Here is a 15,708-nt window from a genome sequence, read left to right as displayed (position 1 = left end):
CTAACCGCCCGCGAACGGCAAAATGACCATGCGCGAGTAGTCTTGTGGCGCATGATTCCCCTGTGATATTCACGCTGTGATTACCACATGGACGGGCGTGAAATCACGCGCCGATCCCACCTCGTACCGGACGGAATTCCGTTCGACGAAGGGACGAGTTTCATGCAAATGAACAGTGGGTCAGGTGGTACTGGAGTGTTCGGAAGACGATTGATGCTCGGCGGAACCGTCGGGATGGCCCTCGCCGCCGCCGGAATGTCGGCGAGCCGGGCCTGGGGCGACAGCCGCTTCCGCGAGAACCCGTTCGCTCTGGGGGTGGCGTCGGGCGACCCGTGGCCGGACGGCGTCGTGCTGTGGACCCGGCTGGCCCCCCACCCCCTCACCCCCGACAGCAGCGGGGGCATGCCGCCGTACGCCGTCGACGTGCAGTGGGAGGTCGCCCGGGACGACCGCTTCCGCCATGTGGTCCGCCACGGCCGGACCCGGGCGGTGCCCGAACTCGCCCACTCCGTCCATGTGGAGGTCTCCGGGCTCCAGCCGGACCGGCACTACTACTACCGCTTCCGGGCGGGCGGCGTCCTCAGCCCCGTCGGCCGCACCCGCACCGCGCCCCCGCCCAACAGCCTGCCCCGGAAGGTCGACTTCGCCTTCGTCTCCTGCCAGGCCTGGTTCGAGGGCTTCTACACCGCCTACCGGCATCTCGCCGAGGAGGACGTCGACCTCGTCCTGCACCTCGGCGACTACATCTACGAGAACCCCATCGACGCCATGGGTGGCGTCCGCAAGGTCCCGGTCGACGCGGCGCTGCGCCCCGAGCCGATGGACCTCGTCCAGTACCGCAACCGCCACGCCCTGCACCGCTTCGACCCCGACCTGATCGCCGCCCACCAGAACCACCCCTTCGCCCTGGTCTGGGACGACCACGAGGTCGAGGACAACTGGGCGGCCGACAAGTCCAAGACCGACAACGAACCCGACCAGGACCCGGCCGTCTTCCGCCGGCGCGCCGCGGACGCCTTCCAGGCGTACTACGAGCACCTGCCGCTGCGGCTCCCGAACAAACCGCACGGATTCCAGGCCCGGATGTACCGGCGGCTGCGCTACGGCCGGATGGCCACCTTCCACATCCTCGACACCCGGCTCTTCCGTGACGACCAGCCCTGCGGCGACGGCACCAAGAGCGGCTGCGACGAACGGCTGACCCCCGGCCGCACCATCCTCGGCCCCGAGCAGGAGCAGTGGCTCTACCGGGGCCTCGGCCGCTCCGACACCACGTGGAACATGATCTCGCAGCAGATCCCGGTGACCCAGGTCGACACCGACCCCGGCCCCGGCCAGTCCTTCGTGATGGACTTCTGGGACGGCTACGTGGACGCCCGCCGACGCCTCTTCAAGGAGCTCGTCGACCGCGACGTGAGCAACCCCGTCGTCCTCACCGGCGACATGCACCGCCATCTGGCCGCCAACCTCAAGCAGGACTTCGACGACCCGGGCTCGCGCACGCTCGGCGTCGAATTCGTCGGCTCGTCCATCTCCACCACCAAGGACGGAATGGACCTGGACCCCTCCGGAGCCAAGCTGCTCGCGGCCAACGAACACATTGAGTTCACCAACTTCCAGCGCGGTTACGTGCGCTGCTCACTGACCCGGGAGCGGTGCCGGGCCGACTTCCGGGTCCTCCCGTACGTCACCACCCCCGGCGCCCCGGTCTCGACCCGGACCTCCTACGTGACCGAGTCCGGCCACCCGGGGCTCCAGCGGGCCTGAGGAAACGCGGCCGCCCCCCGCCGCCGGAGCGACAGGGGGCGGCCGCGTCCGGGCGGGCCCCCACCACGACCCGGACGGACGACGCCGGCGGTCAGGCCAGCGGCGGGTAGGCGTTGCGCAGCAGCTCCTGGAACTGCGCGGAGAACCAGTGGCCCGCCAGCGGGGCGCCCGGCAGGGCCCCCGACGGGTTGTAGCCGTTGCGCCCGTTCCCGGTGTACGTCGGGTCGCACATCCGGTCGAAGCCCTTGCCCTCGTCGTTGTCGACGGGCTGGCTGTTGCCGTCCGACTCGCCCGGCGGCTTCGCCCAGACGTACGCGTCGATGCCGGGTTCGGGGGCGGCGGTCGGCCGCTCGCCGACGCCCGCGCCGCTCTGGTTGCACCAGTTCCCGGCGTGGATCCGCCGGTCCACCCGGCCGCCGTCGACATAGGCGTCCACACTGGTCTGCGGTCCCGCCGCGGTGGGCCGGGCGGAACCGCCCCAGCCGTTGCGGGCCGTGTCGATCAGCATCCCGATGCCCGGGGCGAAGCCCTGGTTCACCAGCTCGGTGCGGAACGCCTGGGCGAAGGACAGCTCGTCGACGTAGTAGTTCCAGTCCACCCACTTCGACTGGCGCACCGTCGTCCCGTTCACGGCGTCGGTGATCCTGACGTAGGGCTCCTTCAGGGCCGAGTAGTTGGCCGTGTTGACGATGAAGCCGTGCACGTCGGAGACCGACGCCCCCTCCGTGGTCGCGGCCCGCTTGAACTCCTGCGCGGCCGGCGTGAAGTTGGAGTCCCAGCCCAGCCAGCCGTGGTGGGCGGCGTCGACGTAGTTGTAGACGTTCGGGATCGCGCCCAGGGTGTGCAGGGCGTAGCCGACCCCCTTCTCGTAGTTGCCGTTCGCCTTCATGGTCGCGCAGGCCGCGGTGGAGCCGTCCGAGCCGCCGGCGTTGGTCACCAGGTTCGGCAGCGAGTCCGGCTCGATGAGGGCGACGATGCGCAGGCCCGCGTAGGCCGGGTCGGCGAGGATGGCGGCGATGGGGTCGATGTACTCGTTCTTGTACCGGTCGATCTCCGTGGCGCCGAGTTCGCCGTTGGAGGCCAGGGCGGAGCAGTCCCGTCCCGGCAGGTCGTAGATGACCACCTGGAAGAGGTCGGCGCCCTGGGCCAGCGCCGTGTCGAGGTGCGCGCGCAGCCCGCGTGCCCCGCTGGTGCCCGTGATCGCCGCGATGCGGTCCATCCAGACGAACGAGGGCTCGTTCGCGATGGCTCCGCCGCCCGGTTCGGCGGCGGCCCTGGCCGACCAGTCGGGATTCACGTACGGGGTGGCCCCCACGTAGGGGTTGTCCACCCGGGCCGCGGCCGAGGCCGGTGCGGGGAGGGCGACCGTCAGCGCCGCGCCCAGGGCGAGGGCGCAGAGCGCGGCGGACCTTCGGCGTGCGCGGTGGGAGGTGGTACCTGTCCTTCTCATTGCGGCTCCGTATGTCTCTCGGGTGCCCGCGGGAGGTCGGCCCACGGGCCTCGGGGATGGTGCCGTACCGGGGCGGCGGCTCGGGGAGCGCCGCCCGTACCGGGCCCCGGGGAGGGTGGGACCCGGCGTTCAGGGATGCTCCCGGGGACGGTCGTCCGGCCGTCGCCGTGTGCGAGTCTTGATTGTGGGAGCGCTCCCAAGGTGACGTGGTGTCACGCACCTGTCAAGAGTTGAAGCGCAACGCCTTCCGCGCCGGGGGCGGGGCGGGGGCCGGTGCGCGGGGAAGGACCGCAGGTCGCGGCAGGTGGGCGGGGAACCGGAGAAGAACGTTCGGTACCCGGCGTGCGGCGGGGACCCGCGGGATGCCCGAAGCCCCCTCCATCGACGGATGAAGGGGGCTTCGTGACGGAAGGGGGCGGCCTCAGGATTCGCGCGTCGCCGCCATCCCCAGGGTGATCAGGCCGAGCACCACCCACCCGAACCAGAGCCAGCCGCTGCTGCCCAGGGCCACCGTGTAGGCGGTGACCACGACCAGGGCCGCCAGGGTGATCGCTCCCATGGCCTTCGTGGATCCGGACATGCCCGCACCCTCCTCGTCGGCCGGGTGGCCGTGAAGGCCATCGTCACCCCTGAGGCGTCCCCGGCGCTACTGCCCGCGCGCCTGCAAAGAGGCGAGATACGCGTTGTACGCCTCCAGCTCCTGGTCGCCGTCCCGGTCGGCCGCCCGGTCGGAGCGCTTCGCCATCCGCTGCTCGGAGTGGTACCACTGGTAGACGAGCGCGATCAGCACCAGCACCGACGGGATCTCGCTGAAGGCCCAGGCGATCCCGCCTGCCCAGCTCTGGTCGCTCAGCGCGTCGATGCCCAGCGAGGCGGGCGGGTGCTGGTACGTCCCCACCATCGGCGTCGACGCCATCATCAGCGCGATCCCGAAGAAGGCGTGGAACGGCATCCCGGCGAACAGCTCCAGCATCCGCATCACATAGCCGGGCCGGTGCGGTCCCGGGTCGACGCCCATGATGGGCCAGAAGAAGACCAGGCCGACCGCGAGGAAGTGCACCATCATCGCGATGTGCCCGGTGGTCGAACCCATCAGGAAGTCGAAGAGCGGGGTGAAGTACAGCGCGTACAGGCTCGCGATGAACATCGGGATCGTGAAGGCCGGATGCGTGATCACCCGCATGTACCGGCTGTGCAGCAGCTTCAGCAGCAGCTCGCGCGGACCGGTCCGGCCGCGGCCCGCGACCGGCAGCGCGCGCAGCGCCAGGGTCACCGGAGCGCCCAGCAGCAGCAGGATCGGCGACAGCATGCTGATCACCATGTGCTGCACCATGTGCACGCTGAACATGACCATGCCGTAGTCGTTGAGCTTGGTGCACATCACCAGGGCGATGCTCAGCACGCCGATGACGAAGAACACCGTCCGGCCGACCGGCCAGCCGTCGCCGCGTGCCCGCAGCCGCAGTACGGCGTACACGTACAGGCCGATGGCGAGGACGCAGCCGATGAGGAAGAAGGGGTCCGCGGAGAACTGGAGCCCTCGTCCCAGCGTGAACGGCGGCAGGTCCATGTTCATGCCGTGCCCGCTGTGATCCATCTGTTCACTCCCGCCGGGGGCTTCCCCGTTTCGTGCCGGTTGTCCCGACCAGAGTAGAACTGCCCCCGGTCGCGTTCGCGGCCGGGGGCAGTGCAGGGAAGCGGGTGTCGCTCAGAGCACGCACTCGGCCTCGGCGTACCGCTCGGCCGGGACGGTCTTCAGCGTCTCCACGGCCCCGCTCAGCGGCGCCATCACGATGTCCGTGCCGCGCAGCGCCGTCATCATCCCGAACTCTCCCCGGTGCGCGGCCTCCACGGCGTGCCAGCCGAAGCGGGTGGCGAGCACCCGGTCGTACGCGGTCGGCGTGCCGCCGCGCTGGACGTGGCCGAGTATCACCGGACGGGCCTCCTTGCCGAGCCGCTGCTCCAGCTCGGAGGAGAGCCGGGTCGCCATGCCGGCGAACCGCTCGTGCCCGTAGATGTCCTTGGTGCCCTGCTCGACCTCCATCGCCGAGCCGGGGCGCGGCTTGGCGCCCTCCGCGACCACCACGATCGCGAACTTCTTCCCGGCCGAGAACCGCCTGCCGACCACCTCGGTCAGCTCGTCTATGTCGAAGGGGCGCTCCGGCACGACGATGGCGTGCGCACCGGCCGCCATGCCCGAGTGCAGGGCGATCCAGCCGGTGTGGCGGCCCATGACCTCGACGATCAGCACCCGCTGGTGCGATTCGGCGGTCGTCTTGAGCCGGTCGAGCGCCTCCGTCGCGACCCCGACGGCGGTGTCGAAGCCGAAGGTCACATCGGTGGAGGCGATGTCGTTGTCGATGGTCTTCGGGACGCCGACGATCGGCAGGCCCGCCTCGGAGAGCAGACTGGCCGCCTTCAGCGTGCCCTCGCCGCCGATCGGGATGATCGCGTCGAGACCGAGGTCGGCGACATGGCCCCGGGCCTGCTCGACACCGCCGCGCAGATGGGCGGGCTGGACCCGGGAGGAGCCGAGGATCGTGCCGCCGAGGGCGAGGATGCCGCCCACCGCGTCGAGATCCAGCTTGCGGTAGTCGCACTCCAGCAGCCCCTTCCACCCGTCGTGGAAGCCGATGACCTCGTCGCCGTGGTCGACCACCGCGCGATGCACGACGGAACGGATGACGGCGTTCAGGCCGGGGCAGTCGCCGCCGGAGGTGAGCACACCAATTCGCATTGCCCGGGAAACCTTTGCAACGTGGGCCGACGACCGGACCCCGTCGTCCGGCTGGTTCCCCGCCACCCTACCGGCGTGGGGTGGCGGGACCGAACCAGGCGTCCACCTGCTGGAATCCGCTCAGAAGAGCGAATCCGGCCTCATCAGGCGGGCTGTGTCGCGGACGCGATGCGCTCGGAGCGCAGCGCCTCGTACCAGCGGTCGTCCGTGGGCGGCAGCGCGTTGACATCGAGGGCCAGCTTCAGCAGCAGGTCCGCGATCTGCGGGTTGCGCGCCATCACGGGGCCGTGCATGTACGTACCGAAGACGGTGTCGTTGTACGCGCCCTCGGTGCCGTCGCCGGTGCCGTTGCCCCGGCCGAGCTTCACCCGGGCGAACGGCCGGGCCGTCGGGCCGAGGTGGGTGACGCCCTGGTGGTTCTCGAAGCCGGTCAGCGGCGGCAGTCCGAGCTGCGGGTCGATGTCGGCCAGTACGTCGCCGACGCACCGGGCGCCCTCGCCCCGGGTGGAGACCACGTCGAGCAGGCCGAGGCCGGGCTCGCGCTCGCCGAGGTCGTTGATGAACTCGTGGCCGAGGATCTGGTAGCCCGCGCAGACCGAGAAGATGATCGCGCCGTTGGACGCGGCCCGGCTGAGCCCGCCGTCCCGGCGCAGCCGCTCCGCGGCCAGCCGCTGCGGCCGGTCCTCGCCACCGCCGACCAGATAGATGTCACCGGACGTCGGAACCGGCTGGTCGCTGCGGACGTCGACGCGCTGCACGTCGAGCCCGCGCTGCCGGGCCCGGCGCTCCACCACCAGGGCGTTGCCCTGGTCGCCGTAGGTGCTGAGCAGGTCGGGGTAGACCCAGACCAGGCGCAGACCGTTGTTGCTCATGCTTCGTCCTCTCCGGAGTTGCCCGGGCCCGGGGTCAGTTGCCGACACGGCGGCGCAGATCCTGGAAAGCGGTGTAGTTGGCGATGACCTCGATGCGGCCGGGCGGGGCCTGCTGCACGGCCTCGTCCAGGGTCTCGCAGACCCGGAAGTCGAGCCCGGCCACTTCGAGGCGGACCGCCAGGTCCAGCTTGCGGTCGCCGAGCACGAAGATCGGGTGCCCGGCCAGCTGGGTGTAGTCCACGTCCCACAGCCAGGAGGTGTCCGTGCCGTCGGCGCCGCGCGCGTTGACGGAGAGGATCACCGGCGTGGGCGGCGGGTCGATCAGCGAGAACGTCTCCAGCCAGCCCGCCGGGTTCTTCGCCAGCAGCAGCCGCAGCTCACGGCCGAGGAAGGACACCACGTCGTACCGGCCGGCCACCGCCTGCACCTGGTACATGCGCTCCAGCGCGACCTGCGGCGGCACACCGAAGACGGCGGCCACGGCGGCGGAGCTGGTGGCGTTGGCCTTGTTGGCGCGGCCGGGGAGCTGGAGGTGGATCGGCCAGGCCGAACCGTGCGGGTCCAGGACGTAGTCGCCGTGCAGCACCCAGCTCGGGGCGGGCCGGCGGAATCCGCACTCGCCGCAGAACCAGTCGTCGCCCGGACGCTGCATGACACCGCCGCAGGAGGGGCAGGACCAGGCGTCGTCCTTCCACGCCTGGCCGGCCGCCACCCACACCACGTTGGGGGAGGAGGAGGCGGCCCAGACGATCAGCGGGTCGTCGGCGTTGGCCACGATCACGGCCTTCGAACCGGACAGCCCCTCACGCCACTTCTCCGCCAGCATCCGGGTCTCCGCCGCGCGGTCCAGCTGGTCGCGGGAGAGGTTGAGCAGCGCGATCACCTTGGGCGTGGTGTCGCGGGCGACCCCGGCGAGGTACTTCTCGTCGACCTCGATCACGCCGTACTGCGCGTCCGAGCCGCCCGCCAGCGCCGAGGTGATGCCCGCGGGCATGTTCGCCCCGAGCGCGTTCGACACGACCGGGCCGGCGGCCCGCAGCGCCTCGGCGATCAGCCGGGTCGTCGTCGTCTTGCCGTTCGTCGCCGACACGAGGATCACGTCCAGGTGCTGCGCCAGCCGCCCCAGCAGGTCGGGGTCGAGCTTGAGCGCCACCCGGCCGCCGATCACCGATCCGCTGCCGCGCCCCGCGGCGCGTGAGACCGCCGCCGCGGCTTTGCCCGCCGTCACGGCCAGCTTGGCCCGTGGCGACAGCGGCTCCGTGTTGCCTGCCATCGTCCTAGATCCTCCTTGCATCGGTCCGCCGCCCAGCCTATCGATGTCCGGAGCGAAGGCCGCACCCTGGCACCGCCGCGAGGGCCGGGCACCTGCGGAACGTACGATTGCGGGCATGCGAAACCGCCCGATCCCCGGCAGTTCCGGACTGATTCGTGCCATGAGTCTGCTCGGCGATCCGGTGCTCCACCAGGCATGCGAACCCGTCACGGAGTTCGGCCCCCCGCTCGCCCGGCTCGTCGAGGACATGTACGCCACCATGTACGCGGCCGAGGGCGTGGGCCTCGCGGCCAACCAGATCGGCGTCCCGCTGCGGGTGTTCGTCTACGACTGTCCGGACGACGACGAGGTGCGCCATCTCGGCCACCTGGTCAACCCGAGGCTCGTCGAGGCCGACGGCGTCACCGTGCGCGGTCCGGAGGGCTGCCTCTCGCTGCCGGGCATCGAGGCGGGCACCGAGCGCTTCGACCGGGCCGTCGTCGAGGGAGTCACGGTGACCGGTGAGCCGGTCCGGGTCACCGGCACCGGTTTCTTCGCGCGCTGCCTCCAGCACGAGTGCGACCATCTCGAAGGCACCGTCTACACCGACCGGTTGACCGGACTGCGCCGCCGCAGGGCGCTGCGCGCGGCCGGCCGGGCGCCCTGGGCGCGCGAGGGCTGACCGCCTCCGGCGCGCCGCGGTCTCAGAAGCCGGGGCCGCCCGGCCGGTCGGCCGCCGCGGCCACCCCGCCCCACAGCAGGTCGGCCAGGCTGCGGACCAACTGTTCGCGGGAGCACGGCCGTTCCCCCAGCCACCAGTCGCCCGCGGCGTGCATCATGCCGACGATGCCGTGACCCCAGATGCGGGCCATGGCCGCGCTGTCCGGCCCCAGGTCCACCCGCTCGGCGATCACCTGGGCGAGCTCCTCGCCGAGCCGACGCAGCAGCGGGGCCGAGTGCCGTCCGACGTCGAAACCGTGCTCCGCCGAGGGGGCCGCGTCGTCGGACGGGTGCATCAGGAAGCGGTAGACCTGCGGGCGGGCCTCGATGGCCGCGAGGTAGGTGTCGAGCGTCGACTCGACGCGCCGACGACGGTCGGAGGGGGCGTCGAGCGCGGCGCGCAGGGCGACCAGCAGGGCGTCGGTGTGGCGCTTGGCGAGGGCGCGGTAGAGGCCGCCCTTGTCCCCGAAGTGCCGGTAGAGGATGGGCTTGGTGATGCCCGCCTCCGCCGCGATGGCGTTCATCGAGGCCCCGGGGCCGTCCCTGAGCACCACGCGGTCGGCGGCTTCGAGCAACTCGCGGCGGCGGTTCTCGGCCGCCGTCCGCTGGCGCTCCGCCTGTCGTGTGCTCTCCATGTCGTCTCTCCCCGCCCCTGGCCGTGCGCCTGCGTCCTGCCTGCGCAACGTAACACTCCGCCCAGCTCGGCGCGGATGGGGACCGGGGCGGTTGACAGAGGCTACTTGTCGGTAACAGACTGCGGTTACCGCAAGTAACGAGTGGTTTTTCACAGCAGTACGTGGAGGGGAAGATGGCGGAGTTCACGCTCGAACTCAACGACGACCAGAAGCAGGTCCGTGACTGGCTTCACGGCTTCGCCGCGGACGTGATCCGTCCGGCGGCCTCGGAGTGGGACGAGCGCGAGGAAACGCCCTGGCCGGTCATCCAGGAGGCCGCCAAGGTCGGCATCTACTCCCTCGACTTCTACGCCCAGCAGTTCTTCGACCCGACGGGACTCGGCATCCCGATGGCGATGGAGGAGCTCTTCTGGGGGGACGCGGGCATCGCCCTCTCCATCGTCGGCACCGGCCTGGCGGCCGTCGGCGTCCTCGCCAACGGCACCGAGGAGCAGATCGGTACCTGGATACCGCAGATGTACGGCGACGCCGAGGACGTCAAGGTCGCCGCCTTCTGCTCCTCCGAGCCGGACGCGGGCTCCGACGTCGCCTCGATGCGCACCCGGGCGGTCTACGACGAGGCCAAGGACGAATGGGTGCTGAACGGCACCAAGACCTGGGCGACCAACGGCGGCATCGCCAACGTCCACGTGGTCGTCGCCGTGGTCGACCCGGAGCTGGGCTCCAAGGGCCACGCCTCCTTCATCGTGCCGCCGAACACCCCCGGCCTGTCCCAGGGCCAGAAGTTCAAGAAGCACGGCATCCGCGCCTCGCACACCGCCGAGGTCGTCCTGGAGGACGTACGGGTGCCCGGCCACTGCCTGCTCGGCGGCAAGGGGAAGCTCGACGAGCGCCTGGCGCGGGCCCGCGAGCGCGCCAAGGCCGGTGGCGGCGAGCGGGTGAAGAACGCCGCGATGGCCACCTTCGAGGCGTCCCGCCCGGCGGTCGGCGCGATGGCGGTCGGCACCGCCCGCGCGGCGTACGAGGTGGCGCTGGACTACGCGAAGACGCGCACCCAGTTCGGCCGCCCGATCATCGACAACCAGGGCGTCGCCTTCCAGCTCGCCGACATGCGGACGCAGATCGACGCGGCCCGGCTGCTGGTCTGGCGCGCCTCCTGGATGGCGACCACCGGCAAGCCGTTCACCTCGGCCGAGGGCTCCATGTCCAAGCTGTACGCGAGCGAGACGGCCAAGAAGGTCACCGCCCAGGCCATCCAGATCCTCGGCGGCAACGGCTTCACCCGGGAGTACCCGGTGGAGCGGATGCACCGGGACGCGGCGATCTACACCATCTTCGAGGGCACCAGCGAGATCCAGCGCCTGGTCATCGCCCGCACCCTCTCCGGCATGCCGATCCGCTGACCGCACGCCACCCCGCGCGAACCGACCCGGCCGCCGGGCGGGACCGGACTTCCGGACCCGCCCGGCGGCCGGGCGTACGACGGGTCAGGAGGGCAGCTGCGCCTCGATGGCCGCGACGAGTTCCGGAGCCTCCGGGTCCGTACCCGGGCGCAGCCGCGCGACCGGCAGCCCGGCCGGGGAGATGAGGAACTTCTCGAAGTTCCACTGGACGTCACCGGCCTCGCCGTCCGCGTCGGCCAGCTGGGTCAGCTCCGCGTAGAGCGGGTGCCGGCCCTCGCCGTTCACCTCGGTCTTCTCCAGCAGCGGGAAGGTGACGCCGTAGGTCGTCGAGCAGAAGGTCCCGATCTCCTCCGCCGTCCCCGGCTCCTGGCCCGCGAACTGGTTGCAGGGCACGCCGAGCACGGTGAATCCGCGCCCGCCGTAGGCCTTCTGGAGCCTTTCCAGGCCCGCGTACTGCGGAGTGAGCCCGCACTGGGACGCGACGTTCACCAGGAGGACCGCCTTGTCGCGGTAGTCGGCCAGGGAGGTGGGCTCGCCGGTGAGGGTGCGCAGGGGGATGTCGTGCAGCGTCATGTGGGTCTCCTCATAGGTATGGCTACCGGGATCATTGTCCCGTCCCGGACGACCCGTCGGAAGCCGGTCGCCCGGCCGCCGGGGCGCCGGTACGCCTCCTGCCTGCGTGTTCCCGCTCCGGCACCGACCCCGGCGGCCGGGCGGACGGATGCGACGAACTGCCGTTCCCCATACTGGAGTTCGGGCCCTCAGAGGGGGACCGGACCGATCTCCTTGTAGTAGAGCGTCGTCGGACGCAGCACCCCGGTCGGGTCCGCCGCGTAGCCCGGGATCGAGCCGCACTCCGTCCAGCCCGCGGCACGGTAGAGCCGCTCGGCCGGGCTTCCGCTCTCGGTGTCCAGGACCAACAGGGAGATTCCCGCGTCGGCGGCCGACCGCTCCGCGGTGTCCAGCAGCGCCCGGCCCAGCCCCTGGCTGCGGGCCGAGCCGCGCACCATCAGCTTGGCGACCTCCGCGCGGTGGCGGGCGTTGGGCAGGGTGGCCCGCGTCAGGCTGATGGTCCCGGCGATCCGTTCGCCGTCCCGGGCGATCCAGATCCGCAGCGGCCCGTCCTCGACGCTCCCGGCCCGCTCCCGCCACCAGGCGGCGGCCGCCGCCCGGTCCAGCGGAGCGAGGAAGCCCACCGACGCGCCGTCCGCCACGGCGTCGATCAGGAGCGCGGCCAACTCGTCGGCATAGGTGATCAGTTCGGGTCCGCTCACCGGAACGATCTCGGTCATGCGCGGGGTCCTTTCGCGGGGGTCGCGGTCGTCGTCGGGAACCATCATCGCCGTGCCCCGGGCCTCACGCGGCACCCGGTGCGGCGGGCGGGGGAGCGAGGAGCACGGCGGTGTCGCCCGGCCGGGGCTCGGGGACACCGGTCCGGGTGACCGGGTCGAGGCCGCCGTCCGCGCGGACCACGAACAGCACCTCGTGGCCCGCCGGGACGGCCCCGTCGGCCCGTCGCGCCAGCACCCGGGCCCCGGCCTCGTACCGGCGGGCCAGCTCCGGTCCGGTCAGCCCGGGACGGAACAGCGGCTCGCCCCCGGTGTACGGCGCCACCACGCCCTGGTCGCCCGCGGCGGGGGCGAGGCGGTGCACCCGGCCCTCGACGCTCTCCCGGAGCGTCATCGCGGCGAGCGCGTTGAAGTCGTCCTCCCCGGTGAGCAGCAGCACCCCCGTGATCCCCTCCAGCTCCGCCCCCGCACCGGAGGCCGCCGCGAGCAGTTCGCCCGGGGCCAGTCGCAGCCCTGCCTCCTCGATCCGCGTCCGCTGCCGCCCGGCGCCCGCCCACATCAGCACGTCCAGCCCCGCCGAGCGCAGCGCCAGCCCCAGATCGACCGCCCACGGCTCACCGCCGACCAGCAACGGCCGGGAACGCGAGGGACGCAGCACCCCCAGCCACCGGGCCACCGGAAACGCCGTCAGCCCGTACAGCGTGACGGTCGCGACGATCACCACGAACGTCGCGGGCAGGATCCGCTCCGCGCCGCCGACGCCCCGCGCCACCAGGGTCTGCGAGAACGTGGCGGCGGTCGCGGCGGCGACGATGCCGCGCGGGGCCATCCACCCGATGAACCACCGCTCCCCGCCCCGCACCCCGGTGCCGGCCGTCGACAGCAGCGCCACCGACGGACGCACGACCAGCACCAGGAAGGCGGACAGGGCGAGCGCGGGCAGCACCACATGGCGCAGCGAGGCGGGGGTGACCGTGGCCGAGATCGAGACGAACAGCAGGCCGATGATCAGCGAGACCAGGGTGTCCAGGAACGGCCGCCGGGCCGGGAGGTCCAGCCCCGGCAGATTGGCCATGGCCACGCCCATCACGATCGCGGAGATGAGCCCGGTGTCCTCCCGGACCGCGTCGCACACGGCCGCCACCCCGACCACCGCGGCGATCTGCGCCGACGCCGCCAGCTCCTCGGTGAGCCGGACGCGGCGCAGCAGCAGCCACAGCAGCCCGGCCCCGACCACCCCGCCCAGCACCCCGACCGCCGCACTGGCCGAGAACTGCTCCACCTGGCCCCCGAACCCCCTGACCTCGTCGGCGGCCACCGCATGGAAGACCAACGCCCCCAGGATGCCGCCGACCGGATCGATCAGCGCGCCCTCCCAGAGGAGCACCCGCCGCACCCGCTCCCGGGGCCGTACGAAATTGAGCAGCGGCCCGACGACCGTCGGCCCGGACACCACCAGGATCGCCCCCAGCATCACCGCCGCGCCCTTGGACATGCCCAGCACCGGTGCCGCGAACAGCGCGCCGGAGATCCAGGTGACCAGCGTCCCCAACCAGAGCAGCCGCACCACCACCCGCCGGGTGTCACCCCGCAGCCGGGCCGGTTCCAGGCCGAGCCCCGCCTCGTAGAGGATCACCGCCACCGCGAGCGAGACCAGCGGGGAGAAGGCCCCGCCGAGCAGCTTGTCCGGATGGACGGTGTCCGTCAGCGCACCGGCGACGAACCCCACCGGCAACAAAACCAGCAGCGGGGGCACCCGCAGCCGGCTCGCCAGCACCTGCGAGCCGACCGCGAGCACCACGATCAGACCCGCCCCCACCATGACCTGATCGGCCGTCATGCCCGTCCCTCCTCCGCAGCGCAGGCGCGATCATCGCCGCACCCCGGCACCGGCGCCGGGCGCGGCTCGCACCGCTCGGCCATCGGGAGGACCCGTCGTCCCTCCGACGGAGCAACCGGCCCGCACCGGGGTCCCGGCCACGGCCGAGATGCGTACCGGCCCGCCCCCTGTTCCAATGACCAGGGCACAGGCCCCGGGCCCGACCCGGGGCGGTCGAGACGCCAAGGAGCCGGTGTGAGCAGCGAGACCGACGAGACGGGGCCGGTCGACTACCTGGTGGTCGAGTTCCCGGGAAACCGGATGACGGGCGAGGGACTGCCGCTCCTGGTCGATCTGGTCGACCGGGGCATCATCCGCATCCTGGACCTGGTCTTCGTCAGGAAGGACCGGGACGGCACGGTCGCGGGGGTGGAGCTCGCCGAGCTGACCGGGGACGGCCACGACGGACTGGCCGTCTTCGAGGGAGTCTCCTCCGGGCTGGTGGGCCGCGACGACATCGACGAGGTGGGCGCCGTCCTCGAACCGGGCAGCTCCGCCGGGATCGTCGTCTACGAGAACACCTGGGCCGGGCCGTTCGCCGCCGCCCTGCGCCGCTCCGGCGGACGCATCGTGGCGGGCGGGCGCATCCCGCTCCAGGAGGTCCTCGCCTCCCTGGACGCCGCCGAGGCCGCGGCCAGGTCCTGAACCGCCCACACGAGCCGGCCAGAGGAGAACGCACCATGCCAGGACTGCTTCGCGGCGTCGCCCGCACCGCGGTGATCGCCGGAACCGCCACCTCCGTCTCCAACCGGGTCTCCCGGCGCCAGGCGGGCCGCTGGGCCGAACAGGACGCCCTGCGCGGCCAGGAGGCGGGCTATCAGGCAGCGCCACCGCCGCCGGCGCCCACCACCGTCGCGCCGGAGGACGAGATGAGCAACAAGATCGCCCAGCTCAAGGAGCTCGGCGACCTCAGGAGCCAGGGCGTACTGACCCAGAGCGAGTTCGAGGCCCAGAAGGCCCGCATCCTCGCCACCTGACCGGCACCCGGCTACTTCTTCGCCCTCCCGGTCCTCTTCCGCTCCTCCTTCTCGTCGTCCCAGGGCGAGCCCAGCCAGCCGTCGAAGGAGCGGATCAGGGCGCTCAGGGCCGCCGCGAGCCGCTGGTCGACCCAGTGCGCGCGCACCTGGATCTCGTCGCCGTCCGAGCGGAACTCCAACGGCACCTCGCCACCGGCCCGCCAGACGACGCGCCGGGGCCCGCGCGCCACCTCGCCCCCGTCGTTCAGCAGACTGCCCACCGCGATCGCCACCTGGACGCCGGACAGCAGCCACCACACGTACCACCAGAAGACGCGGCCCTTGTAGCCGACCGCTTCCGGGCAGCCCGCCTGCGCGACCGTCCAGCGGGTCCGCAGCCCCTTCCCGCGGAGGGCCTGCTCGCGGACCACGGTGCCGATGAGCCCGCCGTGGGTGTCCAGCACCCGGTACGTCGCGACGCCGTGTGTCGCGGAGGCGGTGACCACGGTGGCCATCCGGGTCCGGCGTCCGGGGTCGGCCCAGAGCACGAAGGACCGCGCCCCCGACTTGCGGGCCGCGAGGTACGCGGGTATCCCGCCCTCCGGGAGTTCGCGCTCCACATGGGCCACGACCCGGGGCCCGCCGCCGGCCGAGTGGGCCAGCTCGACGACATGGCCGACGTCCCCCTCCGCCGCCGTGGCCCGCCGCAGCGTCACCACCCTGCTCACTCGCCGATTCCCTCCCTCTG

General features: G+C 72.2%; 16 protein-coding genes. 5 read left to right on the top strand and 11 right to left on the bottom strand.

What is annotated here, in order from left to right; translation table 11 throughout:
- Nucleotides 1-213: 213 nt before the first annotated feature.
- The gene (locus ACF08W_RS18885) at nucleotides 214-1,767 is read left to right on the top strand and encodes an alkaline phosphatase D family protein (RefSeq protein ID WP_352274362.1); all 1,554 of its coding nucleotides are present in this window, start codon (nucleotides 214-216) and stop codon (nucleotides 1,765-1,767) included.
- 91 nt (nucleotides 1,768-1,858) lie between these two features.
- On the opposite strand, the gene ACF08W_RS18880 is transcribed toward ACF08W_RS18885, so the two are convergent.
- The 6 genes from ACF08W_RS18880 to ACF08W_RS18855 form a co-directional block, all read right to left on the bottom strand.
- On the bottom strand, nucleotides 1,859-3,217 hold the full coding sequence (locus ACF08W_RS18880) for a glycoside hydrolase family 6 protein (RefSeq protein ID WP_385213765.1): 1,359 nt from the start codon (nucleotides 3,215-3,217) through the stop codon (nucleotides 1,859-1,861).
- 421 nt (nucleotides 3,218-3,638) lie between these two features.
- Nucleotides 3,639-3,797, bottom strand: coding sequence for a hypothetical protein (locus ACF08W_RS18875; protein WP_352274364.1), 159 nt, complete (start codon nucleotides 3,795-3,797; stop codon nucleotides 3,639-3,641).
- A gap of 66 nt (nucleotides 3,798-3,863) precedes the next feature.
- Nucleotides 3,864-4,814, bottom strand: a complete 951-nt coding sequence (locus ACF08W_RS18870) for a cytochrome c oxidase assembly protein (RefSeq protein ID WP_392279889.1) — start codon at nucleotides 4,812-4,814, stop codon at nucleotides 3,864-3,866.
- 111 nt (nucleotides 4,815-4,925) lie between these two features.
- Nucleotides 4,926-5,954: a 6-phosphofructokinase gene (locus tag ACF08W_RS18865; RefSeq protein WP_352274366.1), complete on the bottom strand. Its 1,029-nt coding sequence runs from the start codon at nucleotides 5,952-5,954 to the stop codon at nucleotides 4,926-4,928.
- Nucleotides 5,955-6,097: 143 nt separating this feature from the next.
- The gene (locus ACF08W_RS18860) at nucleotides 6,098-6,826 is read right to left on the bottom strand and encodes a glutamine amidotransferase (protein ID WP_352274367.1); all 729 of its coding nucleotides are present in this window, start codon (nucleotides 6,824-6,826) and stop codon (nucleotides 6,098-6,100) included.
- A 34-nt stretch (nucleotides 6,827-6,860) separates the two neighbouring features.
- Nucleotides 6,861-8,099: a MurT ligase domain-containing protein gene (locus ACF08W_RS18855; protein WP_352274368.1), complete on the bottom strand. Its 1,239-nt coding sequence runs from the start codon at nucleotides 8,097-8,099 to the stop codon at nucleotides 6,861-6,863.
- Between the two features lie 115 nt (nucleotides 8,100-8,214).
- On the opposite strand from ACF08W_RS18855, the gene def reads away from it, so the two are divergent.
- Nucleotides 8,215-8,760: a peptide deformylase gene (gene def / locus ACF08W_RS18850; protein WP_352274369.1), complete on the top strand. Its 546-nt coding sequence runs from the start codon at nucleotides 8,215-8,217 to the stop codon at nucleotides 8,758-8,760.
- A 22-nt stretch (nucleotides 8,761-8,782) separates the two neighbouring features.
- Here def and ACF08W_RS18845 read toward each other — a convergent pair whose 3' ends face one another.
- A complete protein-coding gene (locus ACF08W_RS18845) occupies nucleotides 8,783-9,433 on the bottom strand; it encodes a TetR family transcriptional regulator (protein WP_352274370.1) in 651 nt (216 codons plus the stop codon).
- 173 nt (nucleotides 9,434-9,606) lie between these two features.
- Here ACF08W_RS18845 and ACF08W_RS18840 point away from each other — a divergent pair, with 173 nt between their 5' ends.
- On the top strand, nucleotides 9,607-10,836 hold the full coding sequence (locus ACF08W_RS18840; protein WP_352274371.1) for an acyl-CoA dehydrogenase family protein: 1,230 nt from the start codon (nucleotides 9,607-9,609) through the stop codon (nucleotides 10,834-10,836).
- 84 nt (nucleotides 10,837-10,920) lie between these two features.
- On the opposite strand, the gene ACF08W_RS18835 is transcribed toward ACF08W_RS18840, so the two are convergent.
- The 3 genes from ACF08W_RS18835 to ACF08W_RS18825 form a co-directional block, all read right to left on the bottom strand.
- Nucleotides 10,921-11,409, bottom strand: a complete 489-nt coding sequence (locus ACF08W_RS18835) for a glutathione peroxidase (RefSeq protein WP_352274372.1) — start codon at nucleotides 11,407-11,409, stop codon at nucleotides 10,921-10,923.
- Nucleotides 11,410-11,597: 188 nt separating this feature from the next.
- Complete coding sequence (locus ACF08W_RS18830) at nucleotides 11,598-12,128, bottom strand: GNAT family N-acetyltransferase (protein WP_385213754.1); 531 nt, start codon at nucleotides 12,126-12,128, stop codon at nucleotides 11,598-11,600.
- 64 nt (nucleotides 12,129-12,192) lie between these two features.
- Nucleotides 12,193-13,965, bottom strand: a complete 1,773-nt coding sequence (locus ACF08W_RS18825) for a cation:proton antiporter (protein WP_385213751.1) — start codon at nucleotides 13,963-13,965, stop codon at nucleotides 12,193-12,195.
- A 234-nt stretch (nucleotides 13,966-14,199) separates the two neighbouring features.
- Between ACF08W_RS18825 and ACF08W_RS18820 the strand changes: the two genes are divergently transcribed.
- Both ACF08W_RS18820 and ACF08W_RS18815 read left to right on the top strand, forming a co-directional pair.
- The gene (locus ACF08W_RS18820; RefSeq protein WP_392279888.1) at nucleotides 14,200-14,649 is read left to right on the top strand and encodes a DUF6325 family protein; all 450 of its coding nucleotides are present in this window, start codon (nucleotides 14,200-14,202) and stop codon (nucleotides 14,647-14,649) included.
- Between the two features lie 35 nt (nucleotides 14,650-14,684).
- A complete protein-coding gene (locus tag ACF08W_RS18815) occupies nucleotides 14,685-14,981 on the top strand; it encodes an SHOCT domain-containing protein (RefSeq protein ID WP_385213746.1) in 297 nt (98 codons plus the stop codon).
- An 11-nt stretch (nucleotides 14,982-14,992) separates the two neighbouring features.
- On the opposite strand, the gene ACF08W_RS18810 is transcribed toward ACF08W_RS18815, so the two are convergent.
- A complete protein-coding gene (locus ACF08W_RS18810; RefSeq protein ID WP_392279887.1) occupies nucleotides 14,993-15,688 on the bottom strand; it encodes a hypothetical protein in 696 nt (231 codons plus the stop codon).
- Between the last annotated feature and the right edge of the window lie 20 nt (nucleotides 15,689-15,708).

It is taken from the genome of Streptomyces sp. NPDC015144 (assembly GCF_043079735.1).
In the GTDB taxonomy this organism is placed as follows: Bacteria; Actinomycetota; Actinomycetes; order Streptomycetales; family Streptomycetaceae; genus Streptomyces.
The sequence above is the reverse complement of the archived record's forward strand: the minus strand, read 5'-3'. Positions and strand labels throughout refer to the sequence as shown.